This window comes from Crenalkalicoccus roseus, from assembly GCF_004761865.1.
Lineage (GTDB): Bacteria > Pseudomonadota > Alphaproteobacteria > Acetobacterales > Acetobacteraceae > Crenalkalicoccus > Crenalkalicoccus roseus.
Window position 1 is genome coordinate 122,723 of sequence record NZ_SJDM01000003.1, and the last position, 24,495, is coordinate 147,217.

The 24,495-nt window shown below is 72.9% G+C and carries 26 protein-coding genes and 1 pseudogene; 19 read left to right on the forward strand and 8 right to left on the reverse strand.

Going from position 1 to position 24,495, the window contains the following annotated elements; translation table 11 throughout:
• Positions 1–49 precede the first annotated feature (49 nt).
• Positions 50–1,282: a chromate efflux transporter gene (gene chrA / locus ET526_RS04450; RefSeq protein ID WP_135466469.1), complete on the forward strand. Its 1,233-nt coding sequence runs from the start codon at positions 50–52 to the stop codon at positions 1,280–1,282.
• A 9-nt stretch (positions 1,283–1,291) separates the two neighbouring features.
• Here the strand turns inward: chrA and ET526_RS04455 are convergent, their stop codons facing one another.
• The 3 genes from ET526_RS04455 to ET526_RS04465 are packed head-to-tail and all read right to left on the reverse strand — an operon-like array spanning position 1,292 to position 3,419.
• Positions 1,292–1,630 (reverse strand): DMT family transporter, encoded by a 339-nt coding sequence (locus tag ET526_RS04455; RefSeq protein ID WP_135466470.1) that lies wholly within the window; start codon positions 1,628–1,630, stop codon positions 1,292–1,294.
• Positions 1,627–2,640 carry a glycosyltransferase family 2 protein gene (locus ET526_RS04460; RefSeq protein WP_135466471.1) on the reverse strand — a complete coding sequence of 338 codons (1,014 nt, stop codon included), beginning with the start codon at positions 2,638–2,640 and terminating at the stop codon, positions 1,627–1,629. Before ET526_RS04460 ends, ET526_RS04455 begins: the two co-directional genes overlap by 4 nt.
• A gap of 38 nt (positions 2,641–2,678) precedes the next feature.
• Positions 2,679–3,419, reverse strand: a complete 741-nt coding sequence (locus ET526_RS04465; protein WP_135466472.1) for a class I SAM-dependent methyltransferase — start codon at positions 3,417–3,419, stop codon at positions 2,679–2,681.
• A gap of 120 nt (positions 3,420–3,539) precedes the next feature.
• On the opposite strand from ET526_RS04465, the gene ET526_RS04470 reads away from it, so the two are divergent.
• The 3 genes from ET526_RS04470 (at position 3,540) to ET526_RS04480 (ending at position 7,081) form a co-directional block, all read left to right on the forward strand.
• Positions 3,540–5,114, forward strand: a complete 1,575-nt coding sequence (locus tag ET526_RS04470; RefSeq protein WP_240048248.1) for a hypothetical protein — start codon at positions 3,540–3,542, stop codon at positions 5,112–5,114.
• 72 nt (positions 5,115–5,186) lie between these two features.
• Entirely contained in the window at positions 5,187–6,158 is a 972-nt protein-coding gene (locus ET526_RS04475; protein WP_240048249.1) for a DMT family transporter, read from the forward strand.
• A gap of 47 nt (positions 6,159–6,205) precedes the next feature.
• Complete coding sequence (locus ET526_RS04480) at positions 6,206–7,081, forward strand: MBL fold metallo-hydrolase (RefSeq protein WP_135466473.1); 876 nt, start codon at positions 6,206–6,208, stop codon at positions 7,079–7,081.
• Positions 7,082–7,088: 7 nt separating this feature from the next.
• Here the strand turns inward: ET526_RS04480 and ET526_RS04485 are convergent, their stop codons facing one another.
• The 4 genes from ET526_RS04485 to ET526_RS04500 form a co-directional block, all read right to left on the reverse strand.
• Positions 7,089–7,784, reverse strand: coding sequence for an NUDIX hydrolase (locus tag ET526_RS04485; RefSeq protein ID WP_240048250.1), 696 nt, complete (start codon positions 7,782–7,784; stop codon positions 7,089–7,091).
• Complete coding sequence (locus ET526_RS04490; RefSeq protein WP_158295491.1) at positions 7,777–8,607, reverse strand: nitroreductase family protein; 831 nt, start codon at positions 8,605–8,607, stop codon at positions 7,777–7,779. The genes ET526_RS04485 and ET526_RS04490 overlap by 8 nt, the downstream gene beginning before the upstream one ends.
• A 50-nt stretch (positions 8,608–8,657) precedes the next feature.
• A complete protein-coding gene (locus ET526_RS04495; RefSeq protein ID WP_135466475.1) occupies positions 8,658–10,718 on the reverse strand; it encodes an acetate--CoA ligase family protein in 2,061 nt (686 codons plus the stop codon).
• Between the two features lie 127 nt (positions 10,719–10,845).
• Positions 10,846–11,757: an SDR family NAD(P)-dependent oxidoreductase gene (locus ET526_RS04500; RefSeq protein WP_135466476.1), complete on the reverse strand. Its 912-nt coding sequence runs from the start codon at positions 11,755–11,757 to the stop codon at positions 10,846–10,848.
• 145 nt (positions 11,758–11,902) lie between these two features.
• On the opposite strand from ET526_RS04500, the gene ET526_RS04505 reads away from it, so the two are divergent.
• The 10 genes from ET526_RS04505 (at position 11,903) to ppa (ending at position 20,064) form a co-directional block, all read left to right on the forward strand.
• Positions 11,903–12,367: an SUF system Fe-S cluster assembly regulator gene (locus ET526_RS04505; RefSeq protein WP_135466477.1), complete on the forward strand. Its 465-nt coding sequence runs from the start codon at positions 11,903–11,905 to the stop codon at positions 12,365–12,367.
• 8 nt (positions 12,368–12,375) lie between these two features.
• On the forward strand, positions 12,376–13,875 hold the full coding sequence (sufB, locus tag ET526_RS04510) for a Fe-S cluster assembly protein SufB (RefSeq protein ID WP_135466478.1): 1,500 nt from the start codon (positions 12,376–12,378) through the stop codon (positions 13,873–13,875).
• 13 nt (positions 13,876–13,888) lie between these two features.
• Complete coding sequence (gene sufC / locus ET526_RS04515) at positions 13,889–14,638, forward strand: Fe-S cluster assembly ATPase SufC (RefSeq protein ID WP_135466479.1); 750 nt, start codon at positions 13,889–13,891, stop codon at positions 14,636–14,638.
• On the forward strand, positions 14,635–15,942 hold the full coding sequence (sufD, locus tag ET526_RS04520; RefSeq protein WP_135466480.1) for a Fe-S cluster assembly protein SufD: 1,308 nt from the start codon (positions 14,635–14,637) through the stop codon (positions 15,940–15,942). The genes sufC and sufD overlap by 4 nt, the downstream gene beginning before the upstream one ends.
• Positions 15,939–17,195, forward strand: a complete 1,257-nt coding sequence (locus tag ET526_RS04525; RefSeq protein WP_135466481.1) for an aminotransferase class V-fold PLP-dependent enzyme — start codon at positions 15,939–15,941, stop codon at positions 17,193–17,195. Before sufD ends, ET526_RS04525 begins: the two co-directional genes overlap by 4 nt.
• Positions 17,195–17,656 carry a Fe-S cluster assembly sulfur transfer protein SufU gene (gene sufU, locus ET526_RS04530; protein WP_135466482.1) on the forward strand — a complete coding sequence of 154 codons (462 nt, stop codon included), beginning with the start codon at positions 17,195–17,197 and terminating at the stop codon, positions 17,654–17,656. The genes ET526_RS04525 and sufU overlap by 1 nt, the downstream gene beginning before the upstream one ends.
• Positions 17,649–18,035, forward strand: a complete 387-nt coding sequence (locus tag ET526_RS04535) for an SUF system Fe-S cluster assembly protein (protein ID WP_240048251.1) — start codon at positions 17,649–17,651, stop codon at positions 18,033–18,035. Before sufU ends, ET526_RS04535 begins: the two co-directional genes overlap by 8 nt.
• A gap of 22 nt (positions 18,036–18,057) precedes the next feature.
• Complete coding sequence (locus ET526_RS04540) at positions 18,058–18,429, forward strand: HesB/IscA family protein (protein ID WP_135466484.1); 372 nt, start codon at positions 18,058–18,060, stop codon at positions 18,427–18,429.
• Between the two features lie 72 nt (positions 18,430–18,501).
• Positions 18,502–19,254, forward strand: coding sequence for an SDR family NAD(P)-dependent oxidoreductase (locus ET526_RS04545; RefSeq protein ID WP_135466485.1), 753 nt, complete (start codon positions 18,502–18,504; stop codon positions 19,252–19,254).
• 276 nt (positions 19,255–19,530) lie between these two features.
• Positions 19,531–20,064: an inorganic diphosphatase gene (gene ppa, locus ET526_RS04550; protein ID WP_135466486.1), complete on the forward strand. Its 534-nt coding sequence runs from the start codon at positions 19,531–19,533 to the stop codon at positions 20,062–20,064.
• Between the two features lie 102 nt (positions 20,065–20,166).
• Here ppa and rpsU read toward each other — a convergent pair whose 3' ends face one another.
• Positions 20,167–20,370 (reverse strand): 30S ribosomal protein S21, encoded by a 204-nt coding sequence (rpsU, locus tag ET526_RS04555; RefSeq protein ID WP_135466487.1) that lies wholly within the window; start codon positions 20,368–20,370, stop codon positions 20,167–20,169.
• A 216-nt stretch (positions 20,371–20,586) separates the two neighbouring features.
• On the opposite strand from rpsU, the gene def reads away from it, so the two are divergent.
• The 5 genes and pseudogenes from def to ET526_RS22595 form a co-directional block, all read left to right on the forward strand.
• The gene (gene def, locus ET526_RS04560; RefSeq protein ID WP_135466488.1) at positions 20,587–21,108 is read left to right on the forward strand and encodes a peptide deformylase; all 522 of its coding nucleotides are present in this window, start codon (positions 20,587–20,589) and stop codon (positions 21,106–21,108) included.
• The gene (locus ET526_RS04565; RefSeq protein WP_135466489.1) at positions 21,105–21,689 is read left to right on the forward strand and encodes a COQ9 family protein; all 585 of its coding nucleotides are present in this window, start codon (positions 21,105–21,107) and stop codon (positions 21,687–21,689) included. The genes def and ET526_RS04565 overlap by 4 nt, the downstream gene beginning before the upstream one ends.
• A 63-nt stretch (positions 21,690–21,752) precedes the next feature.
• A complete protein-coding gene (locus tag ET526_RS04570) occupies positions 21,753–22,898 on the forward strand; it encodes an ATP phosphoribosyltransferase regulatory subunit (protein WP_135466490.1) in 1,146 nt (381 codons plus the stop codon).
• Positions 22,899–22,902: 4 nt separating this feature from the next.
• Positions 22,903–24,192 (forward strand): adenylosuccinate synthase, encoded by a 1,290-nt coding sequence (locus ET526_RS04575; protein WP_135466491.1) that lies wholly within the window; start codon positions 22,903–22,905, stop codon positions 24,190–24,192.
• 196 nt (positions 24,193–24,388) lie between these two features.
• Positions 24,389–24,495 (forward strand): annotated as a pseudogene (locus tag ET526_RS22595) (IS5/IS1182 family transposase); the annotation flags it as partial.

Genomic DNA, 24,495 nt, shown 5'->3' on the forward strand with positions numbered 1-24,495 from the left:
CGCTCGCAAGGGGGGCAGGGAGGCCGCGCCGGCGAAGGGGAGGAACGGCATGAGCAGCACCGCCGATCGGCCACCGGCTGCGACACGGGCCGGAGCGCCGGGTTCCTTCTTCGAGGTGCTGGTGGCCTTCCTCCGTCTTGGCCTTACTTCCTTCGGCGGACCGATCGCGCATCTCAGCTATTTCCGCGAGGAGTTCGTTATCCGGCGGCGCTGGATAGACGAGAAGGGCTATGCTGACTTGGTTGCGCTTGGGCAGTTCCTGCCCGGTCCGGCCAGCAGCCAAGTCGGCTTCGCCCTCGGCCTCTTGCGCGGGGGCGCAGCCGGCGGGGTCGCCGCCTGGGTGGGATTCACCTTTCCTTCAGCAGTCGTGATGCTGCTCGCCGCCCATGGTGCCGAGCTGGCGGTGGGCGGCACCGGCGCGGGCGTGGTGCACGGGCTGAAGCTGGTGGCCGTTGCGGTGGTAGCACAGGCGGTCTGGGGCATGGCCGCGAGCCTCTGCCCCGACCGGCCGCGCGCCACCATTGCCGTGCTTGCGACCGCGGCGCTGCTGCTGCTGCCTTCGACCTTCACCCAGGTCGGCGTGATCCTGGCCGGCGCCATGGCGGGCTTTGCGCTCTACAAGGGTGACCAGATGGGCCTGACTGACATGGCGCTGTCCTTCCAAGCCCCACGCGGAGGCGCGGTCGCCGCGCTGGTCGCCTTCCTGGCACTGTTCTTGGGTCTGCCGCTGCTGACGCTGGCAACGGACTCGCACGCGGTAGCAATGGCCGAAGCCTTCTACCGCGCCGGCTCGCTGGTCTTTGGCGGCGGCCATGTCGTACTGCCGCTGCTGGAGCGCGCCTATGTGCCGCCCGGCTGGGTCACGGCGGACGAGTTCCTGGCCGGCTACGGCGTGGCGCAGGCGCTTCCGGGGCCGCTCTTCACCTTCGCCGCCTTCCTCGGCGCGGTACAGGGACCAGCCCCGAACGGGCTGCTCGGAGGCATCATCGGCCTGCTGGCGGTGTCCCTGCCCGGGCTGCTCCTAGTCTATGGAATGCTGCCCTACTGGGACCGGCTGCGCCACCGGCCAAGCGCGCGAGCGGCGCTGCAGGGGGTGAATGCCGCCGTAGTTGGTGTGCTGGCGGCGGCACTCTACAACCCGATCTGGACCAGTAGCGTGCTGACGGGGGCGGATTTCGCGGTGGCGTTGCTCGCCTTCGCGGCGCTGGTGTGGTGGCGCGTTCCGGTATGGGTGGTGGTAGCGCTGACCGCGGCAGCCGGCACGATCGTGGCAGCGGTGTGATCCCGCTCCTCAGGCGCTGGTCGCAAGCAGCACCACGCCGCCACTGATCAGCAGGATGGCGGCGATCTTCTGCAGGTCGAGCGACTCCCCGAAGGCGAAATGCCCGATCAGTGCGATGGCGACATAGCTCGCCGCCGTGCAGGGCAGCGCCACGCTCATCGGGATGCGGCGCAAAGCGACGATGTAGAGCAGCGCCGCCCCGGCGTAGCAGGCGAGCCCGATCAGCGTGGCCGGCCGCAGGAGCTGGACCAGGAAGCCGCCCGCCACGCCGGCGCCCGCCTTCAGCAGCACCTGGCCGACCAGGGAGGTGGCGATGGCCGCCGCCAGCGCCAGCCAGTAGGGCGTCACTGCCCCGCCTCCGCGGCGAGCAGCAGGCGCTGCGGCGCGGGCTGCGGCGAGGAGGCGGCGCCGGGGCCGATCACCTCGCGCACCACCCCCTGCGGCTTGCCGTTGGCCGAGAGGAAGGCGCGGCCGACATACTCGCCGAGCACGCCGAGGATCAGGAACTGCACGCCGGAGAGCAGCAGCAGCACGGTCATGGTCGAGGCCCAGCCCGAGGGCGTGACCCCCATCAGCGCCTCGATCATCACCGCGAGCGCGCCCAGCAGGCCGAACAGGCCCATCGCCACGCCGGCGACGATCGCCATCCTGAGCGGCAGCACGGAGAAATTGGTGGCGAGGTTCAGCCACAGCCGCACCAGCCGCTTCAGCGTGTAGTTGGAGCGCCCCTCGGAGCGGGCCAGGTGGCGCACCTCGATGCTGTCGAGCCGCTGCGTCACCTGCATGATCAGCCCGTCCACATAGGGGTAGGGGCCGCGGTACTTCGTCACCTCGCGCACGACGAGGGCGCTCATGCAGCGGAAGGAGGAGAGGTAGAGCCCCTTCGGCTTGTCCAGCAGCAGGTCCGCCACCCAGTTGGCGAAGCGGCTGCCGAGGTTCCGCCAGGGGGCGTGCTTCTTCTCCGCATAGCGGGTGTAGACGACATCCCAGTCGCCCGTGCGGGCATGGTCGTAGAGCCGCACCACCTCCTCGGGCGGGTTCTGCAGGTCGTCGTCCATGGTGATGACGTAGGCGCCCCTGGCGTGGCGCAGCCCGGTCATGACCGCGTTGTGCTCGCCGAAATTGCGCGCATGCTCGATGTAGGTCAGCGGCACGCTGGCGGTGCGGGCGAGCATGCGGCAGACCTCACTGGAATTGTCCGGGCTGCCGTCATTGACCAGGATGATCTCGAGGCCGCCCTCCGGGCGCAGCGCCGACAGCGCCTCCACCAACCGGCCGACGGTGGCAGCGCCGCGGTAGACCGGAACGACGATGGACAGCCCCACCGGGGTCGGCGCGGGCTTGATCGGGTGGCTCATGGGGGCGGGGTGCTCCGGTCCCGGGCGTTGGGTCAGGGTCATGGACGCGTGGCGAGGACGAGCAGGGATCCGCCGGCGGGGAAGGACAGGCCCGCGGCCATCAGCCGGCGCTCGAGTGCGGTGACCGCGTGCAGGCTACGGTCCAGCCAGGGCGGAAACGGGGCGACATCGGAGCGATTGTGCGGCGCCCGGGCCAGAACCTTGCGCTGCATCGCCATCAGCGGCAGCAGCAGCGCGTTCCAGTAGCGCACGCGCACCGCGCCGAAGCCCGCCTCCTCGAGCGCCGCCCGGGCGCCGGTGGCGGTGTAGCGCCGGGCATTGTGCACCCGCATGTCGTGGGCGGAGCGCAGCCACTCGAAGGCGGGCAGATTCAGCACCAGCCACCCTCCCGGCGCCAGCACGCGGAACATCTCGGCCAGCGCCCGTTCAGGTTGCACCGCCTGATGGGAGAGCACGTCGAGGCTGACCACCGCCGAGAAGCTGCCGTCCCGGAAAGGCAGGTCGTTGACCGAAGCTGCCGCCACGGGCAGCCCCGCCTTGACACCGGCGCGCCGGGCGGCGGGCGGGTGGACTTCGAGCCCGATCGCCGGAAGGTCAGGCCGCGCCGCGCGCAGGCGGGCGAGGAACCCCCCGGTGCCGCAACCGGCATCGAGCAGCGGCGCTGCGGGCCGGGCGGGCATGACGAAGGCGAGGGCGTCCAGCACCTGGGCATGGAGGGCACGGTACCACCACATGCCCTCCTCGGCCGCGTCCATCAGGTCGTATTCGCGGGGTTCCACGCGGCGCTTCTGGCACGCCGCGGCCGACTCCCACAAGCTGCGGTGCCGTATGCCGGCCGCAATCATCCCGCAACCTCGTCTCCTCAACCCTCCCGGCCCAGGATGCAATCCCCGCCACCCGTGACCTCCCGGCACCGCGCCCTTGCCGGCTCCCCCATACGCGCCCGGGCGGAGGGCGGGGCGCGGCTCCTCCGCCTCCTGGCGCTGCTGCCGGCGCTGGCCTTCCTGCTGACGGTGCTCTCCCCCCCGCTGAACCACGATGCCGCGGCGGTGCTGAATTTCAGCCAGCGCTGGCTGGGCGGAGAGCGGCTCTACGCCGAGCTGATAGACGTCAACCCGCCCCTGATCTTCCTCCTCAACCTGCTGCCCGCGGCGATCGGCGCCTGGACGCCGCTGGATGCGGTGCGGGGGCTGCAGGCGAGCCTGCTCCTGCTCTGCGCCCTCTCGGCCTGGCTGGCGCTGCGCCTGGCGCCGGATCCGGGGCTGCGGCCGGTCGAGGCCGCCTGCCTCGCCATCGCATTGCCGCTGACGACGCTGGCCGCGGGCTACGACTTCGCCCAGCGCGAGCACGTGATGACCGTCGCGGCGCTGCCTTACCTGATGCTTGCGGCCCGCCGGATCGAGGATGGGCCGGCGCCCCTTCTGCCGAGCCTGTCCATCGCCCTGCTGGCCGCGACCGGCTTCGCGCTGAAGCCGCATTTCCTGGCCATCCCCACCCTGGTGGAGGGGCTGGTGCTGCTCCGGCGCGGACCGGGGCCGGCGCTCCGTGACCCCGTGCCCTGGGCGATGGCGGCGGCCTGGGCGGCCTACCTCGCCTCCATTCCCCTGGTCTTCCCCGACTATGCCGGCCATGTCCTGCCACTGGTCTGGAAGCACTACCTCGATCTCGGCGACTTCGCCTGGTGGCAGGTGATCCTGACCGAGCGGCTGGGAACGGCGCTGATGGTGCTGCTGCCGCTCGCCGTCCTGGCGCTGCGCGGCGGCTTCGGGGCGCTGCCGCAGGTGCTGGTGCTGGCTGCGTTCGGCGCGGCGGCGGCGGCGGTGGTGCAGCACAAGGGCTGGAGCTACCACGCCCTGCCGGTGCGGCTTCTGACCGGGCTGCTGGCCGTGGCGATGGCAGCGCGCTGGCTGGACCGCGCCCTCGCGCCCGGCGCCGCGCGCCGCGCCGCCCCTGGCGCCGCCGCCGTCGCCGCCTTCGCCCTCGCCGTCTTCGGCTTCACCGGCGCCGAGGCGCCCTGGCGGCAGATCACCTGGACCTGGTCGGAAGAGGGGCAGGTCAGCGCCGCCCTGCGCCGCGAGGCCTATGGGGAGCGGCTGCTGGTGCTCTCGCCGGACATATTCCCCGTCTATCCGGCGCTGAACTACGCCCGCGCGCGGTCCACGCTGCGCACCATGAATCTCTGGCTGCTCCAGGGGGTCTATGCCACCTGCCCGGAAGGCGGGGCGCGCTACCGCGAGACCTGGGAGATGTCGCGCACCGAATTCTTCCTCTACCGCACGGTGGCCGAGGACTTCGCCCATGCCCCGCCGGCCGCCATCCTGGTGGCGCTCGATCCCCGCATTCCCGAATGCGGCGGCCAGCGCTTCGACGTGATCGCCTATTTCTCGCGCCACCCGCTGTTCTCGGAAACCATGGAGCGCTATCGGCCGGTGGCGGAATTCGCGGGCCACCGACTCTACAGGCGGGAGGAGTGACGCCGTGCCAGAACCATGCCGACCGCGGCGGAAGGGGGAAGCGGCGGTCGCGCAACCGGGGCGGCGGCGCTGATGCGCGACACGCCGGGCCTCGGCGGCGCCTCGCCGCCCGCCCTCGGCACCAGCGGGGAGCAGGCGGTGCGCGGCCTCGCCCTCGTCGCCCTCGGCTTCGCGGTCATCTCCTGCGCCGACGCGGCGGTAAAATGGGTGCTGCCCGAGATCGGCCCCGCCGCCGCCATGATCTGGCGCGGTCTGCTCGGCGGGGCGATGGTGGTGGCGCTCTGCCGGGGGCGGGGGTTGTGGCCGGTGCGGCGCGGGCTGCTCGCCGCGCGCAGCCTGCTGCACACTGCGGTTTCCGCCGCCTGGTACCTGGCCTGGGCGCTCGGCATCGGGCTCGCCGACAGCTACGCGGTGGCGGCGGCGGCGCCGCTGCTGATGACCGTGCTCGCGATCCCGCTGCTCGGTGAGCGGGTGGGCTGGCGGCGCTGGCTCTCCACCTGCCTCGGCTTCGCCGGCGTGCTGTTCATGCTGCAGCCGGGCGGCGAGCTGTGGCGGTGGGAGACGGGGATGCTGCTGGCGGCCACCGCCGTCATGGCACTCACCCGGATCTGGACCCGCATGCTGGCCCGCACCGACACGCCGAGCGCCATCGCCTTCTGGCTGATGGCGGCGCACATCCCCTGCGGCGTGGCGATGCTCGCCGTTCCGGCCATGTGGCCGGCGCCGGCGGGGGAGCCGGTGCCGCCGCCGCTGCTGCCGAGCCTCGCGGGCTGCCTGGCGCTGCTGGTCTTCGGCGCGGCGAACGGCATCGCCCACCTGCTCTTCGCCCGCGCCTTCGCCCTCGCCCCGGTGGGCGCGATCGCGCCCTTCGAATACTCGCCCCTGCTCTGGGGCACGCTGCTCGGCTTCGCCATCTGGGGCGAGATCCCGGCCTGGACCACCTTCGCCGGCGCCGCCGTGGTGATCGCGGCCGGCCTCTACAACGTGCACCGGGAGCGGGTGCGGCGGGCCGAGGAACGGGCGGCGCTGCGACGCGGGGGTTGAGGGGCCGCGCGATCCCCCGCATCCTGCGCCGCGAGGGGGAGGAGAGCATGGGCATCCCGTTCCTGAAGGACGATCCGCTGCGGCCCGGCGAGGTGGAGGAAACGGCGCCGGGCGTGCGGCGCATCCTCTGCGACAATCCCTCCGCCTTCACCTTCCGCGGCACCAACACCTGGATCATCGGCCGTGGCCGGGTGGCGGTGCTCGACCCCGGGCCGGAGGACGCGGTGCATCTCGCCGCCATCCTCGGCGCGCTGAAGGGAGAGGAGATCACGCACATCCTCGTCTCCCACACCCATCGCGACCATTCCCCCGGCGCCCGCGCCCTGCAGGCGGCGACCGGCGCGCCCACCTACGGCTTCGGCCCGCACCGGACGCCGCCAGGGGAGGGCGGGGAGGGGGGCGACCACGCCTTCCGCCCCGATGTGACGCTGGCCGACGGCGCGGCGGTGGAGGGCGAGGACTGGCGCCTCGTCGCGCTGCACACGCCGGGGCACTGCGCCAACCACCTCTGCTTCGCCCTGGAGGGCAGCGGGGCCCTGTTCAGCGCCGACATGGTGATGAGCTGGTCCACCAGCGTGGTCAGCCCGCCCGACGGCGACATGGCCGCCTACATGGCGAGCCTCGCGCGGCTGCGGGCGCGGGAGGGGGACCGCCTCTACCTGCCCGGCCACGGTCCGCCCCTGCCGAGGCCCGGGCCCTTCCTCGCCGCGCTCGCCGCGCACCGGCTGGAGCGTGAGCGGCTGGTGCTGGAGGCGCTGGCCGCGCAGGGCGCGGCGACGGCGGAGGCGCTGGTGCCGCCGGTCTATGGCCCGCTGGACCCGCGCCTGGTGAAGGCCGCGAGCCGCAGCCTGCTCGCGCACCTGATCAAGCTGGAGGCGGAGGGCGCGGTGACGCGGGAGGGGGAGGTCTGGCGGCGGGCATGACCCGGCTTCACCGCTCGGGCATGCGCTGGTCCATGCCGCGGAAGCAGATGAGCGAGCGCGCCGCCCGCTGCTCCGGCGTCATCGCCAGCCAGTCGCGGAATTCGTGCAGCACCTTGGCGGTGATGCTGGCCACCTTGTGGCGGAACGCCTCCTCCAGCGTGAAGAAGCGCAGCTCCTCAAGCTCGCCCGAGCCGCGGATCGCGCCCCGCGCCGCTTCGGCGGGCGCGATCAGAAAGCGGGCGTTGAAGCGCATGAAGCGGTTGGGTGGCGTCACCGCGCGGCAGAGATAGTCGAGCGCCGAGAGCTCCGGCAGCAGGCGGTGCCCCTCCATGCGGCCGAGGACGAGGCCGGTCTCCTCCTGCAGCTCCCGCGCGGCGGCGACGCCGAGGGCCCGGGCAAGGGAGGGCGGCGCCTGCCGCTCCAGGCAGGCGCGGGTGAGGGGGAGCAGCTCGCTCAGCGTCTTTGCGCGGTGGTCGGCGCGGTCCACCCTGCCGCCGGGGAAGACCAGCACGTTCGGCATGAAGCGGTGGCGCGCATGGCGCAGCCCCATCAGCACCTCGGCGCCCTGCCGCCCCTGGCGCCAGAGGATCAGGCTGGCGGCGTGGCGGGGGCGGACGGGGCGGGCGGGGGCGGGCTTCGCCTCCTCGAGGCCGCCGGGGTTGTCGTCGGTCGGCAGCTCGCGGGCGGGGGTGTGCTCAGTCAAGCGCGAGCCCCCTCTGCCGCAGCCAGGTGCGCAGCCCGAAGCGCTCCGGCACGGAGAGCTGGCGGGCGGCGTTCTCGCTCCAGCCGCAGCCCTCCGGCCTGGGGCCGAGAATCTCCGGGTAGCGCGGCTTGGCCGGCGGGCGTGCGGCGTCGTAGGCGGGCAGCGCCGCCTCCAGCCCGCTGTCGTCGTAGCGCTCCCGGTGCACCACGAGGTGCTGCGGCAGGCGCGGGGAGAGCCAGGTGCGCGGCCCCTCCGGCCAGCCGAGGGTCAGCCCCGCCACCGGAAAGACGCCCTTCGGCAGGCCGAGCATCGGCCCGATCCGCTCCACATGGTTGCGCACGTAGGAGATGGGGCAGGTGCCGAGCCCGGCGGCGTCCGCCGCCGCCATCAGATAGGCCATGGCGAGCGCCGCATCCGCCGTGGCGTTGAGGAAGGTGTCCACATTGTCGTTGGCGTGCTCGCGGCCATGGATCTCGCACAGGCGGCGGCCGCGGCGGATGTCGCCGCAGAACAGCAGGAACACGGGCGCCTGCCTGATCCAGGGCATGGTGCCGATCCACTCGGCGATCGCCGCGATCTTCGCTGCGTCCTGGACGACGATGATCGAGTACTGCTGCAGGTCCGACTTGCTCGGCGCCGATTGCGCGGCGGCGAGCAGCGTGCCGAGCAGCCCCTCCGGCACCGCCTCGGCGCGGTAGCGGCGGGTCACGCGCCGGTCGAGGATGGCGGCGAGGGCGGGCGGCACCGCCTCCGGCGGCACGAAGGGGAGCGGCGCCTCGGGCCCCAAGCCGTAGCGGGCGCGGATCATCTCGTCGGGCGACATGGGGCGATGGTCGCACCGCATGGGGGCGCGGGGAAGGGGCGGTGGCGCGATTACCGCCGCACCACCCAGGCATCGGCGACGGTTACGCCCTCGCCCTCCGGCCCGATGATCAGCGGGTTGATCTCGGCCTCCGCGATGTCCTCGCGCGCGGCGAGGCGGGAGAGCGCGGCCACGGCGCGGGCCAGCGCGGCGAGGTCGCCGCGGGGCAGGCCACGCCAGCCCCCGAGCGGGCGCAGCCCCTTCACCTCCGCGATCATCTCCCGCGCCTCCTCCTCGGAGACGGGCGCGAGGCGCAGCGTCACGTCGCGGAACAGCTCCGCCGTCACGCCGCCGGTGCCGAGCATCACCACCGGCCCCACCTCCGGATCGCGGCGGAAGCCGAGGATCGCCTCGCCCAGCCCCTTCGCCATGGGCTGCACGAGGAAGCCGGTGAGCCGCGCCCCGGGCGCCATGCGGGCGACGCGGTAGCGCATCGCCGCCGCCTCCTGCTTCAGCGCGGCGGCATCGGCAATGTCGAGGCGTACGCCGCCGAGCTCCGTCTTGTGGGCGAGGTCGGGCGAGAGGATCTTCAGCGCGACGGGAAAGGCGAAGCCCTCCGGCGGCCGGCCCTCCGGCGCGCGCAGCACGGCGAAGGGGCTGGCGAGGCCGAGCGCGGCGAAGAGGCGGCGCGCATCGGCCTCGTCCGGCCGCTCCGGCAGGGTGTGCGCGATGGCGGGCGCCTCCGGCGCCGCGCGGGGCGCGCGCCAGTCGCACCAGGCGCGGATGCAGTCGGCGGCGGATTCCGGGGTGCGGAAGGCGGCGATGCCCGCCTCGGCCAGCAGGCGCAGGGAGTGCGGCGCCTCCGGCACCAGGAAGGCGGCAATCGGCTTGGGCAGGCCGGCGTCGCGCGCGCGCAGGATGCCGGCGACCGAATCCTGCGGCCGGAACTGCGCCGAGGAGCCGATGACAGAGAGGGCGAGGTCGGTGTCCGCCGCCCGCTGCAGCGCGTTCAGCGCCGCGGCGACGCGGTCCGGCCTAGTGCCGGCCAGCGTCACGTCCAGCAGCCGCCCGTGGTGGGGGAAGCCCGCCTCCTCCAGCGCGGCGGAGGCGGCCGCGTCCGGCGCGCGCGCCTCGATGCCGGCGACGCCGAGGCAGTCCACCGCCATGGCGCCGCCGCCGCCCGTCGTCGTCATCACGCCGACGGCGCGGTGCGGGCGCGCCATGGGGCGGCGGCCGGCGAGCAGGGCGGGCAGCTCCAGCAGCCCCTCGAGCGTGGTGACACGGGCGATGCCGTGGGCGCGGAAGAAGGCCTCGGCCGCGGCGTCGGAGCCGGCCAGCGCGCCGGTGTGGCTGGTGGCGAGCTCGGCGCCGAAGCGGCTGCGGCCGAGCTTGTAGGCGATGACCGGCTTGCCGGCCGCGTGCGCGCGCCGGGCGAGGGCGGCGAACTGCTCCGGCGCGCGGATCGCCTCCAGGAACAGCAGGATGGCGTCCACCTCCGGGTCGTCCACCAGCAGCCCGGCGATCTCGCCCGCGGTCAGGTCGGCCTCGTTGCCGGTGCCGACCAGATGCGAGAAGCCGATCCCGCGCGCCGCGCCGCGCGACAGGATGGCGCCCATCATGGAGCCGGATTGCGAGACCAGCGCGATGCGGCCCGCGGGCAGCGCATCCGCCTCCAGCGCCGCGTTCACCGAGCAGGCGATGCGGGCGTTGAGGTTCACCACGCCCATGGAGTTGGGGCCGAGGAGGCGCAGCCCCGCCGCGCGCGCCGCGGCGAGCAGCCGCTCCTGCCGCGCGAGGCCCTCCGGCCCCGCCTCGGCGAAGCCGTCGGCGAGGACGCAGGCGACGGGGATGCCCTTCTCCGCCACCGCCCCCACCACGCCCTCCACCTGCGCCGTGTTCAGCAGGATGTAGGCGAAATCCACCGGGCCGGGGATGTCGGCGACGGTCGGGTACGCCTGCTCGCCCAGCACCATCCGCTCGCGCGGGTGGACGGGCAGGATGTCGCCGGCGAAGCCGTGCTTGCGCAGGTAGAGCTGGACGCGGGCGGTAAGCCGCGTGCGGTCGGCGGAGGCGCCGATAAGGGCGATGCGCCGCGGCCGGAACAGGGCCTCGTGCAGGCGCCGCGATGCCATCACCTTCCGTTCCTCCGCGCAGGAATGAGGAGGGCCGGTTCCTTCTCCGGGCCGGCGCCTCACGCCCCGGCGGCATGCGGCCGGGGCGATCGCAGGCCGGGCGGGACCGGCCCGGCTCCCCGGCGGATCAGAGCGGATCCCAGGAGAACACGTCGCCCGAGCGCTCGAGCGGGACGAAGAAGGTCCTGAGCGCGGGCAGGGCGTGCTCGGCGATCGCTTCCGGCGTCCAGCCCTCGCTGCGGTGGATGGAGCGGATGGGGCGGCTCTGGCTGAACAGGAAGATCTCGTTCATGCGCGGGCCGAAGACCTGCCCCGTCACCTCCTTCGCCGCGTCGGAGGCGAGGAAGACGGCGAGCGGGGCGTTCTTCTCCGGCCCCATCTTCATGATCTTCTCGACCCGCGCCTTCTGCTCCGGCGTCTCGGCCGGGATGGAGGAGGTCATGCGGCTCCAGGCGAAGGGCGCGATGCAGTTGGAGCGCACGTTGTAGCGCTTCATGTCGAGCGCGATCGACTTCGACAGCGCCACGATGCCGAGCTTGGCCGCCGAGTAGTTCGCCTGGCCGAAATTGCCGATCAGGCCGGAGGTCGAGGTGATGTGGACGTAGGCGCCGCTCTCCTGCTTGCGGAAATGCGTCGCCGCATGGCGGGAGACGTAGAAGGAGCCGTTGAGGTGCACGGCGATGACCGCGTCCCACTCCTCCGGCGTCATGCGGTGGAAGATCTGGTCGCGCAGGATGCCGGCGTTGTTCACCACGATGTCTATGCGGCCGAAATTGTCCAGCGCGCACTGGATGATCTTGCCGGCGCTCTCCCAGGAGGCGACGCTGTCGGTGCTGATGGCGGCCTGGCCGCCGCGCTGCTCGATGATCTGCTTGGTCTGCTGCGCCGGCGTGGCCGACTGGCCCTCCCCGCTCAGCGAGGCGCCGACGTCGTTGATGACGACCTTGGCGCCGGCCTGCGCCATGTGGATCGCGATCTCCCGGCCGATACCGCCGCCCGAGCCGGTGACGACGGCGACCTTCCCATCCAGCATGCCCATCTGACGCTCCTCTCTCCATTGTGCGGCTCCGCATTGGTAGCGGCAGCGCCGCGGCGCGTGAAGCCGGGCCGGTGCGCCCCGGAGCCCCCGGGGGCTGGAAAGCGGACCTCAATGGTCCTATTTCACGGACGAGGAGGAAGGGGCCGTGCTGAGGCTTTCCAAGCTGACCGACTACGCCGTGGTGGTGCTCGCCCGGCTGGCGCAGGAGGGGGCCGGCCCCGGGGGGCGGGTGCAGACCGCCCCCGGCCTCGCCACCACCACCGGTATCGCCGAGCCGACGGTGGCCAAGGTTCTGAAGATCCTGGGGCAGGCCGGGCTGGTCGAGGGAGTGCGCGGGGCCCGCGGCGGCTACCGGCTGACCCGGCCGCTGGCGGCGGTGCCGCTCTCCGAGGTGATCGTCGCCTTCGACGGGCCGATCGCGCTGACCGCCTGCGTGGACGGCGGCAGCGGCCTGTGCGAGGCGGAGGGGATCTGCCCCGTCCGCGGGCGCTGGGACCCGGTAAACCGCGCCATCCGCCAGGCGCTTTCCGGGATCACCATTGCCGATCTCGCCCCGTCGCAGGAGAAGGCGTCCGCCGCCCTTCCCGCCGCGCATCTTGCCGCCGAGTAGGACATCGCATGCCAGCCGTCACCGAAACGCTCGAAACCGTCCAGTCCGTCACCGCCACCGGCTACAAGTGGGGCTTCGAGACGGACATCGAGATGGAGTTCGCCCCCAAGGGGCTGAACGAGGACATCGTCCGCTTCATCTCGCGCAAGAAGAACGAGCCGGAATGGCTGCTGGAGTGGCGGCTGAAGGCCTTCGCCCTCTGGCAGAGGATGGAGGAGCCGCGCTGGGCCGCGGTGAAGTTCCCGCCCATCGACTATCAGGACGCCTACTACTTCGCCGCGCCGAAGCAGAAGGCGAGGCCGAAGTCGCTCGACGAGGTGGACCCCGAGCTGCTGCGCACCTACGAGAAGCTCGGCATTCCGCTGAAGGAGCAGGCGATCCTCGCCGGCGTCGAGGGCGCGGGCGAGGCGCCGGCGGACAGCGGCCGCATGCCGGTCGCGGTGGACGCAGTGTTCGACAGCGTCTCGGTCGCCACCACCTTCAAGGAGCGGCTGGCGAAGGAAGGCATCATCTTCTGCTCGATCTCGGAGGCGGTGCAGACCCATCCCGAGCTGGTGCGGCAGTATCTCGGCACCGTGGTGCCGCAGGGCGACAATTTCTACGCCGCGCTGAACAGCGCCGTGTTCACGGACGGCAGCTTCGTCTACATCCCGAAGGGCGTGCGCTGCCCGATGGAGCTGTCCACCTACTTCCGCATCAATGCGAAGAGCACCGGGCAGTTCGAGCGCACCCTGATCATCGCCGACGAGGGCAGCTACGTCTCCTACCTCGAGGGCTGCACCGCGCCGATGCGCGACGAGAACCAGCTCCACGCCGCGGTGGTGGAGCTGATCGCGCTCGACGACGCCACCATCAAGTACTCGACGGTGCAGAACTGGTATCCGGGCGACGAGCAGGGGCGGGGCGGCATCTACAACTTCGTCACCAAGCGTGCCCACTGCCGCGGCCGCCGCTCCAAGGTGAGCTGGACGCAGGTGGAGACCGGCTCCGCCATCACCTGGAAGTACCCGTCCTGCGTGCTGCTGGGCGACGATTCGGTGGGCGAGTTCTACTCGGTCGCCATCACCAACAACTTCCAGCAGGCCGACACGGGCACCAAGATGATCCATGTCGGCAAGCGCACCAGCTCGACCATCGTCTCCAAGGGCATCTCCGCGGGACAGGGGCAGAACACCTATCGCGGCCTGGTGCGGGTGGCGCCGACCGCGGCGGGCGCGCGCAACTTCACCCAGTGCGACAGCCTGCTGATCGGCGACCGCTGCGGGGCGCACACCGTGCCCTACATCGAGAACCGCTGCATGACCGCCAAGGTCGAGCACGAGGCGACGACGAGCCGCATCGCCGAGGATCAGCTCTTCTACTGCCGTTCCCGCGGCCTGTCGGAGGAGGACGCGGTCGGGCTCATCGTCAACGGGTTCTGCCGCGAGGTGCTGAAGGAGCTGCCGATGGAGTTCGCGGTGGAGGCGCAGAAGCTGCTGCAGATCAGCCTGGAAGGCTCGGTGGGTTGAGGAACTGAGGACGATGACGCTGAAGATCGAGGGCCTGACCGCCGAGGTCGAGGGCAAGCCCATCCTGCGCGGGGTGGATCTCGAGGTGCCGGCCGGCGAGGTCCACGCCATCATGGGGCCGAACGGTTCGGGAAAGTCCACGCTGGCCTACGTGCTGGCCGGCCGCGAGGGCTACGAGGTGACGGGCGGCAGCGTCACCTTCGACGGCCAGGACGTGCTGGCGCTGGAGCCGGAGGAGCGCGCGGCGCTCGGCATGTTCCTCGCCTTCCAGTATCCGGTCGAGCTTCCGGGGGTGGGCAACGCGCTGTTCCTGCGCACCGCGCTGAACGCGCTGCGGCGCACGCGCGGGGAGCCGGAGCTCGACGCGATGCAGTTCCTGAAGCTCGCGCGCGAGCGGATGCGGGCGCTGCACATGCCGGAGGACATGCTGAAGCGTGGCGTGAACGTCGGCTTCTCCGGCGGCGAGAAGAAGCGCAACGAGGTGCTGCAGATGGCGCTGCTGCAGCCTAGGTTCGCCGTGCTGGACGAGACCGACAGCGGTCTCGACATCGACGCGCTCAGGATCGTCGCCGATGGCGTCAACGCCCTGCGCGGCCCCGGCTTCTCCGCCCTGGTGATCACCCACTACCAGAGGCTGCTGAACTACATCGTGCCGGACCGCGTGCATGTGCTGCTCGGCGGGCGCATCGCCCGCTCGGGCGGTCCGGAGCTGGCGCAGGAGCTGGAGCGGGCCGGCTACGGCTCGGTGCAGGCGGCGGCATGACCGCGATCCCGGAGACGCGACCCTCCGGCGCGGCGGGGTTCCTGCACCGCTACGAGGGACTCGCCGGGCGCCTGCCCGGCCACCGCCTGCCCTGGCTCTCGGCGCTGCGCGCGCGGGGGGCGGAGGCGTTCCGCGCCCAGGGCCTGCCGACGCGGCGGGTGGAGGCGTGGAAGTACACCGACCTTCGCCCGCTCGCCGATGCCGGCTTCGAGGAGCCGCTGACCGCCCTCGACACCGCGCCGCCGCTGCCGCGTCCGCGCGGCGGGGCGCGCGCGGTGTTCGTGGACGGCCGCTTCCGTCCCGACCTTTCCGGCCTGGACGGCGCCGCCCTCGAGGCCGGCTCGCTGGCACAGGCGCTTCCCCGCCTCGAGGGGCGCATCGGCGCGCTGGCGTCGCCCGAGGAGCTGCCGCTGGTGGCGCTCAACACCATGCTGTTCGAGGACGGGCTGCTCGCCTGGGTGCCGGAGGGCACGGATGCCGGGGTGCTGGAACTCGTCTCGGTGGCGACCGACAGCGGCCGCCCCGCTGCCTTCCATCCGCGCCACCTGATCCGGCTGGGCCGCGGCGCGCGGCTGACGGTGATCGAGACCGCGGCGGGCAGCGCCGGCGCGCGCTACCTGCACAACCCGGTCTACGAGATCGAGGTGGCGGAGGGCGCCACCCTCGTCCATGCGCGCCTGCAGCAGGAAGGGCGGCAGGGCTTCCAGCTCTCCACGGTGCAGGCGCGCGTCGCCGCCGGCGGCACCTACGACAACTTCACCCTGAACGCCGGCGCGCGGCTGGTGCGCAACGAGATCCACGTCGCGCTCACCGGCCCGGGTGCCGCCTGCCACATGAACGGGGCGCAGCTCCTGGCCGGAGGGCAGCACGCCGACACCACCACCTTCCTCGACCACGCCGCGCCCAACTGCGTCAGCCGCCAGACCTACAAGACGGTGCTGGCCGGGCGCTCGCGCGGGGTGTTCCAGGGCAAGATCCTGGTCCGCCAGGCGGCGCAGAAGACCGACGGCTACCAGATGAACCAGGCGCTGCTGCTCTCCCCGGAGGCGGAGATGGACAGCAAGCCGCAGCTCGAGATCTACGCCGACGACGTGAAGTGCAGCCACGGCGCCACGGTGGGGGAGCTCGACCACGACCAGCTCTTCTACCTCCGCACCCGCGGCGTGCCGGAGGCGGAGGCCCGCTCTCTGCTGATCGAGGCCTTCCTGGTCGAGGCGGTGGAGGGCGTCACCGACGAGACCGCGCGCGGCACGCTGCAGGAGGCGGTGCGCGGCTGGTGGGCGCGGGAGGCCGCAGCGTCATGACCGACGGCCCCGCCTCCTCCGCCCCGCGCCTCGATGTCGAGCGGCTGCGGCGGGACTTCCCGATCCTGGCCCAAACCGTGCGCGGAAGGAAGCTGGTGTTCCTCGACAGCGGCGCCTCGGCGCAGAAGCCGCGCCAGGTGATCGAGGCGATGGTGCGCTGCATGGAGGAGCGCTACGCCAACGTCCACCGCGGCGCTTACTTCCTGAGCGAGGCGGCGACCGAGGCCTACGAGGCGGCGCGCGGCGCGGTGGCGCGCTTCCTCAACGCCGCCGACCCGCGCGAGGTGGTGTTCACCCGCAACAGCACCGAGGCGATCAACCTGGTCGCCCATGCCTGGGGGCGCGGCGTGATGCGGCCCGGCCAGGCGGTGCTGGTCAGCGAGATGGAGCACCACGCCAACCTCGTGCCGTGGCAGATGCTGCGCGACGACGGGCGGGGCATCGCGCTGCGCGTCTGCCGGGTGACCGATGACGGGGAGCTCGACCTCGAGGATCTCGCCGCCAAGCTGGCGGACGGCAAGGTGGGGCTGGTCGCCGTTACCCATATGTCGAACGTGCTCGGCACGGTCACGCCGGCGGAGCGCATTGTCGCGATGGCCCATGCGGCGGGCGCGAAGGTGCTGCTCGACGGCTCCCAGGCCGCGGTGCACCGGCGGGTGGACGTGCAGGCGATCGGCGCCGACTTCTACTGCTTCACCGGGCACAAGCTGTACGGCCCGACGGGCATCGGCGTGCTCTGGGCGCGGCTCGAGCATCTCGACCGCATGCCGCCCTTCCTCGGCGGCGGCGACATGATCGCCTCGGTGACGCTGGAGCGCAGCGAATGGGCGCCGCCGCCGGCGAAGTTCGAGGCGGGGACGCCGGCGATCGTCGAGGCGGTAGGGCTGCACGCGGCGGTGGACTACGTCACCGCCCTCGGCTGGCCCGCCATCGAGGCGCATGAGCGGGCGCTGGTGGACCGCGCCATGCGGCGCCTCTCCGGCATCGAGGGGCTGCGGCTGCTCGGCCGGGCGCAGGACCGCGGCGGGGTGTTCAGCTTCGCCCTCGACAATGCGCATCCGCACGACCTGTCCACCCTGCTCGACCGCGCCGGCATCGCGGTGCGCGCGGGGCGGCACTGCGCCGAGCCGCTGCATGCGCGCTTCGGGCTGGAGGGCGGCACCTGCCGCGCCAGCTTCGGCCTCTACACCACGGAGGAGGAGGTGGACTTCCTGGCCGAGGCGCTGGTCAAGGCCCGGGAGTTCTTCGGCTGATGTTCGACGACCTGCGCGATCTCTACCAGGAGATCATCCTCGACCACGGCCGCAAGCCGCGGAATTTCCGCCGGCTCGAGGATGCCGACCTGTCCGCCCGGGGCGACAACCCGCTCTGCGGCGACCGGATGGACCTCTGGCTGAAGATGACGCCCGATGGCCGCATCGCCGACGCTGCCTTCCAGGGGCGGGGCTGCGCCATCTCCATGGCCAGCGCCTCGCTGATGACGGAGACGGTGAAGGGCAAGTCCGCCGAGCAGGCGAAGGCGCTCGGCGCCCGGTTCCGCGAGCTGGCGATGACCGGCGCCTGCCCCGATTGCGGCGACCTCGCCGAGGAGATGGAGCGGCTGCAGCCGCTCGCGGGCGTGCACGAATTCCCGAGCCGGGTGAAGTGCGCCACACTCGCCTGGCACACGCTGAATGCTGCGCTGGAGGGGAACAAGGAGGCGAGCAGTGAGTGAGGACAGCGTGACCACGCCGCCGCCCGCCGTCCACGGCGCCTGGACGCCGGAGGGCGAGACGCCGCCGCCCGCGCCCGCGGTGAGCGAGGAGGCGATCATCGGCGTGCTCAAGACGGTGTACGACCCGGAGATCCCGGTGGACATCTACGAGCTCGGCCTGATCTACGCCGTGGAGATCGCCGACGACGGCGCGGTGAAGGTGGAGATGACGCTCACCACCCCCTCCTGCCCGGCGGCGCAGGATCTGCCGGGCCAGGTGGAGGAGGCGGTGCGCCTCGTCCCCGGTGTCACCGACGTGAAGGTCGAGGTGGTGTGGGACCCGCCCTGGGATCCGAGCCGCATGAGCGAGGATGCGCGCCTGGCGCTGAACATGTACTGATGGGACGCCCGGAACACGCCACATGAGCAGCCAGACCGACACCGCCCCCCGCCCGAAGCGCGAACTGCCGCCACTGATGCGCCTGACCGATGCCGCGGCCGAGCGCCTGCGCGCCCTCTACGCCCGGGGCGAGCAGGGCAAGCTGCTGCGCATCGGGGTGAGGACCAAGGGCTGTTCCGGCCTTTCCTACGACCTCTCCTGGGCGGACGCGCCGGCGCCGACCGATGAGCGCGTCACCGACAAGGGGGTGACCGTGCTGGTGGACCGCAAGGCCAGCCTGTTCCTGATCGGCACCGTCATGGATTACGAGCAGAAGACCCTCTCCGCCGGCTTCACCTTCACCAACCCGAACGAGAAGGGCCGCTGCGGCTGCGGCGAGAGCTTCCACGTCTGAGCCGCCGGCGCTTGCCATCGCCGCCTCCCGGCGCGAACCTTTCCCTCGCGACGGAGCAAGGGAGGAAGCGCGATGCGCCTGCGGGACAAGGTTGCCCTCGTCACCGGCGCCGCCTCGGGCATGGGCGCCGCCACCGCACGCCTCTTCGCCCGCGAGGGGGCGCGGGTGATGGTCGCCGACCTGCTGGAGGAGGAGGGGAGGGCGGTGGCCAGGGAGATCGCCGGCGCCGGCGGCACCGCCCGCTTCCAGCGCCTCGACGTGGCCGATGAAGGCCAGTGGGAGGCCGCCATCGCCGCGCTGCTGGCGGAGTGGGGGCGGCTCGACGTGCTGGTGAACAACGCCGGCATCTCCGGCAGCGCCACCAACGACCTCTACGACACCGCGCTGTGGGACCGCATCATGGCGGTGAACGCGCGGGGCGTGTTCCTCGGCGTCAAGCACGGCGTCGCGGCGATGCGCCGCACGGGCGGCGGCAGCATCGTCAATCTCTCCTCCATCTCCGGCAATGTCGGGCAGAAGCGGATCCACTGCGCCTACAACGCCTCCAAGGGCGCGGTGCGCATCCTGACCAAGTCGGTCGCGGTGCAGGAAGGGGAGGCGGGCATCCGGGTGAACTCCGTGCATCCCGGCCTGATGCCGCCCATGCGCACCTCGGGCGCCACCGCCGACCCCGCGGTGCGCGCCAAAATGCTGGAGCATGTGCCGCTCGGCCGCGCCGGCGAGGCGGAGGAGGTGGCGCGGGCGGTGCTGTTCCTCGCCTCCGACGAATCCTCCTACATCACGGGGGCCGAGCTGCACGTGGACGGCGGCTACCTCGCCTGCTGAGCGCCCCGCGGGGGAGGGCGGGCGGCCCTGCCCTTCCATCCGGCTCCGGCGACGGCCGATCACTTTGCCGGTGCGGCTTCTCCGCGCGCCGGCCGCGAGGTGCTACAGCGTGATCCAGCTTGGCGGAGCATGCTTCCGGCCCTCTTCGGGCGCCTGCCTCGCCGCTTCGGCGATTCCGCCTCCGCGGCTCAGGCGCTACTAGGGGCGGCAGGGGGCGTGCCCCCGCACCATTCGGTCGGCCGCCGGCGTGGCGGCAAGCAGCGGAGAGCCCAGGCCATGCGCCTCGACGCCATCCCCATCGGCAACAACCCGCCCGAGGACATCAACGTGGTGGTGGAGGTCCCGATCGGGGGCGAGCCCATCAAGTACGAAATGGACAAGGCCGCCGGCACGCTGTTCGTGGACCGCTTCCTCTACACGCCGATGCGGTATCCGGGGAATTACGGCTTCGTGCCGCACACCCTCTCCGAGGACGGCGACCCGATCGACGTGCTGATCGCCAATACCCGTCCGATCGTGCCGGGGGCGGTGATCAACGTCCGGCCGGTCGGCGTCTTCAAGATGGAGGACGACAAGGGCACCGACGAGAAGATCATCGCCGTTCCGGTGCCCAAGCTGACCCGGCGCTACGAGCACGTGACGAACTACACCCACCTGCCGCCGATCACGCTGGAGCAGATCCAGCACTTCTTCGAGCACTACAAGGATCTGGAGAAGGGCAAGTGGGTGAAGACGATCGGCTGGGGGGATGCGGAGGAGGCGCGGCGGATGATCCTCGCCGCGATGGAGCGGGGCCGGCAGGGAGGCTGAGGCGCCCTCCCGGCACACCGAACCGCGGCCCGTGGGTCGCCCCACGCCGCGGTTGCCCAGATCCCTGCTTCCGGGAGATCCGCCCGGCGGCGGATCGTCTGGTCAGAAGCCCTCGCGCTCCAGCCGCTTGCGCTCGATCTTGCGGGCGCGGCGGACGGCCTCGGCGGCCTCGCGGGCCCGGCGCTCGGACGGCTTCTCGTAGTGGCGGCGCAGCTTCATCTCGCGGAAGACGCCCTCCCGCTGCAGCTTCTTCTTGAGCGCCTTTAGCGCCTGGTCGATGTTGTTGTCACGGACGACGACTTGCACGCGGCTCAACCTCCTATGGGCTGTGGAAGCACAAACGAATCGCCGCGCCGGGCGGACGGTTCCCGCGCGGCCCCGTCCCCCGGGGCCGCGCGCGCCGTCCCCACGCAGCGCGGAGGCAAGGCTCATATCACAGCCGGACCCCCTGCCGGAAGCCCTCCCGCTCCCGCCCCGGCCTGCCTACCTCCCCAGGCACCGCCCCGAGGGATTGAGGACGCCATGGCCATCCTGAAGATCGCCCGCATGGGCCACCCCGTGCTGCTGCGGGAGGCGGAGGCGGTCCCCGACCCCACCGCGCCGGACATCCGCCGGCTCATCGGCGACATGATCGAGACCATGCTGGATGCGGGCGGGCTCGGCCTCGCCGCGCCGCAGGTGCACGTGCCGCTGCGGCTGTTCGTCTGCCGCAGCGGCCCCGGCGCCTTCATCCTGATGAACCCCGAGATCGAGCCGCTCGGCGAGGAGCGGGAGAGCGCCTGGGAGGGCTGCCTCTCCATCCCCGGCCTGCGCGGCTGCGTCCCCCGCGCCCGCCGCATCCTCTGGCGCGGTCTGGACGCGGAGGGGCGGCCGGTGCAGGGAGAGGCCGAGGGGCTGCTCGCGCGGGTCATGCAGCACGAGACCGACCACCTGGACGGCATCCTCTACCCGATGCGCATGGAGGACCTGTCCCTGTTCGGCTTCACTGAGGAACTGGCCCGCGCCGCGGCCGAGGCGCCGGCCCAGCAGGAGGCGGCTCGATGATCGAGCGCAGCGACATCCGCGACCGTATCGTGCGCGCCATGCTCCCCCTCGCCGCGGAGCAGGGCTGGACCTGGGCCGCCCTCCGCGCCGGGGCACGGGCCGCCGGCGAGGATCCGGCGCTGGCCGAGAGCCACTTCCCGACCGGCCCGGTCGGCGCCATCGAGGCCTGGTTCGATCTTCTCAACCGCGAGATGGAGCAGGCGGCGGCAGCCGAGGGCCTCGCCGGGCTGCGCATTCCGGCCCGCATCCGCCGGGTGGTCGAGCTGCGGCTGCGGGCGCTCGCCCCGCACAAGCGGGCACTGCGTCGGGCGATGGCGATCCTGGCCCTGCCTTGGAACACGGGGGCGGCGCTGCGCGCCGCGGCCCGGGCCGCCGATTCCATGTGGCACGCGGCCGGGGATACCTCCGCCGACTTCTCCTGGTACACGCGGCGGGCGACCCTGGCTGGGATCTACGCCGCGACCCTGGCCTACTGGATGCGCGACGACGATCCGGACATCGCGGGCGCGATGGCCTTCCTCGACCGCCGCCTGGCCGATCTCGGCCGGCTGAATCGCCGCCGGGGCCGGGCGGCGGCCTGACCGACCGCCCCACGGGGGCGGCCCTTGCGGGGCGCCCCACCCCCTGCCACACCTCCCGCCCGCATGACCGACGACGCGCCCAACCCCGCCCTGCTGCCCGCCGGGCTGATGGACCTGCTGCCGCCCGAGGCCGAGCGCGAGGCCGCGCTGGTCGAGGCGATGATGGAGGTCTTCGCCGGGCACGGCTACGAGCGGGTGAAGCCGCCGCTGCTGGAGTTCGAGGACAGCCTGCTCGCCGGCTCCGGCGCCGCCGTGGCCGAGCAGACCTTCCGCCTGATGGACCCGGTCAGCCAGCGCATGATGGGGCTGCGCGCCGACATGACGCCGCAGGTGGCCCGCATTGCCGCGACGCGCCTCGGGCTGGAGGCGCGGCCGCTCCGCCTCTGCTACGCCGGCCAGGTGCTGCGGGTGCGCGGCACCCAGCTCGCGCCCGAGCGCCAGCTTCCCCAGGCCGGGGTGGAGCTGATCGGCGGCGAGGAGCCGGAGGCGGATTCCGAGGTGGCACTGGTGGCGGTGGAGGCTCTGGAGCGGGTCGGCGTCACCGGCCCCAGCCTGGACGTGACGCTGCCCACCATGGCGCTCGCCCTCCTCGACGCGGCCGGGGTGGCGCCGGGGCTGCGCCAGCGCCTGGCCCGCGCGCTCGACCGCAAGGACGCCGCGGCGGTGGCGGCGCTGGCCGCCGAGGCGGAGGCGCTCGCCGCCCTGCCGGCGCTGCTCGAGGCGGCCGGGCCGGCCGAGGGGGCGCTCGCCGCCCTCGCCGCGGCCGAATTGCCGCCGCCGGCGCGCGCCATCGCCGACAACGCCGCCGCCGTCATCGCCGCCATCCGCGCCCGGGCGCCCGCGCTGCGCATCACCCTCGACCCGGTGGAGTTCCGCGGCTTCCGCTACCACGTGGGCGTCGCCTTCACCCTCTACGGTCCGGGCGGCAGCGGCGAGCTAGCGCGGGGCGGGCGCTACATGTCGCTGAACGACGAACCGGCCACGGGGATGACGCTCTATCCGGACGCGGTGCTGCGCGCCGCCCCCGTGGCGCCGCCGCGGCCGCGCCTGTTCCTGCCGCGCGGCGCCGACCCCGCCGCGGCCCGCGCCCTGCGCGCGCAGGGCTTCGCCACCGTCGCCGCGCTGGCCGAGGCGGACACGCCGGAGCGGCTGCGCTGCACGCACATCCTGCGGGACGGCAGGCCCGTCCCGCTGACCAGGGAAGGCTGAGCCAATGGCCAATGTCGCCGTGATCGGCGCCCAGTGGGGCGACGAGGGCAAGGGCAAGGTGGTGGACTGGCTGGCCAGCCGCGCCGACATCGTGGTGCGCTTCCAGGGCGGGCACAATGCCGGGCACACCCTGGTGGTGGGGAACCAGACCTACAAGCTCTCCCTGCTGCCCTCGGGCGTGGTGCGCGGCAAGCTCGGCATCATCGGCAACGGCGTGGTGCTCGACCCGCAAGCGCTGCTCGACGAGATCGGAAAGGTCTCGGCGCAGGGGCTGAAGGTGACGCCCGAGAACCTGCGCATCGCCGAGAACACGCCGCTGATCCTGCCGCTGCACCCGGCGCTGGATAGGGCGCGCGAAGCGGCGCGGGGCGAGGCGCGGATCGGCACCACCGGGCGCGGCATCGGGCCTGCCTACGAGGACAAGGTGGCGCGCCGCGCGATCCGGCTCTGCGACCTCGCGGAGCCGGAGACGCTCTCCCGCAAGCTCGACGAGCTGCTGCTGCACCACAACACGCTGCTGCGCGGCCTCGGCGCCGAGGAGTTCGGCAAGGACGCGCTGCTGGCGCAGCTTCTCGGCTGGGCGCCGCGCCTGCTGCCCTTCATGGAGGCGGTGTGGGAGCGGCTGGACGAGGCGCGGCACAGCGGCGCGCGCGTGCTGTTCGAGGGTGCGCAGGCGGTGATGCTGGACGTCGATCACGGCACCTACCCCTACGTCACCAGCAGCAACACGGTGGCCGGCAACGCCGCGGCGGGGGCGGGGATCGGGCCGGACGCGATCGGCATGGTGCTCGGCATCGCCAAGGCCTACACCACGCGGGTCGGCAGCGGGCCCTTCCCGACCGAGCTGCATGACGAGATCGGCCGCGGCCTCGGCGACCGCGGGCACGAATTCGGCACCGTCACCGGCAGGCGCCGCCGCTGCGGCTGGTTCGACGCCTGCATGGTGCGCCAGGCGGTGAAGATCGGCGGCATCCAGGGCCTCGCCCTGACCAAGCTCGACGTGCTGGACGGGATGGCCGAGCTGAAGCTCTGCGTCGGCTACCGCATCCGGGGCGAGGTGGTCCGCCGCCTGCCCTCGGCTCCCGGCGCCCAGGCCGCCGCCGAGCCGATCTACGAGACGATGGAGGGCTGGTCGGGCTCCACCCGCGGGGCGCGCAGCTACGCCGACCTGCCGGCGGCAGCGGTGAAATACGTCCGCCGCATCGAGGAGCTGGTGGAGGCGCCGGTGGTGCTGCTCTCCACCAGCCCGGAGCGCGACGACACCATCACCCTGCGCGACCCCTTCGCCGGCTGAGGCCGAAGCGCGGCGCATCCTCCACGGCGGGCGCGCGGCCCCCGCCCGGGAGCGCGCCGCGGCACGATCCGCTCCGGACGGGTCCGCCGCCGCGGATCAGGCGCCGTCGCCGTGTCCCCTCGGCCGCGATCGTGGAGACGGCTCCGGCCCCTTGCATGCGGGGCAGGGCCACGCCGCATCTGCCGCCCGATGCCCGGTCATGGCGAACCGGGCCTACGACACCGATGCCATCCGCGCGCAGATCCAGGCCCAAGGCGCGGTGCCAAACATCCCATCCAAGCGCACCCGACGCTGGAAGCACTG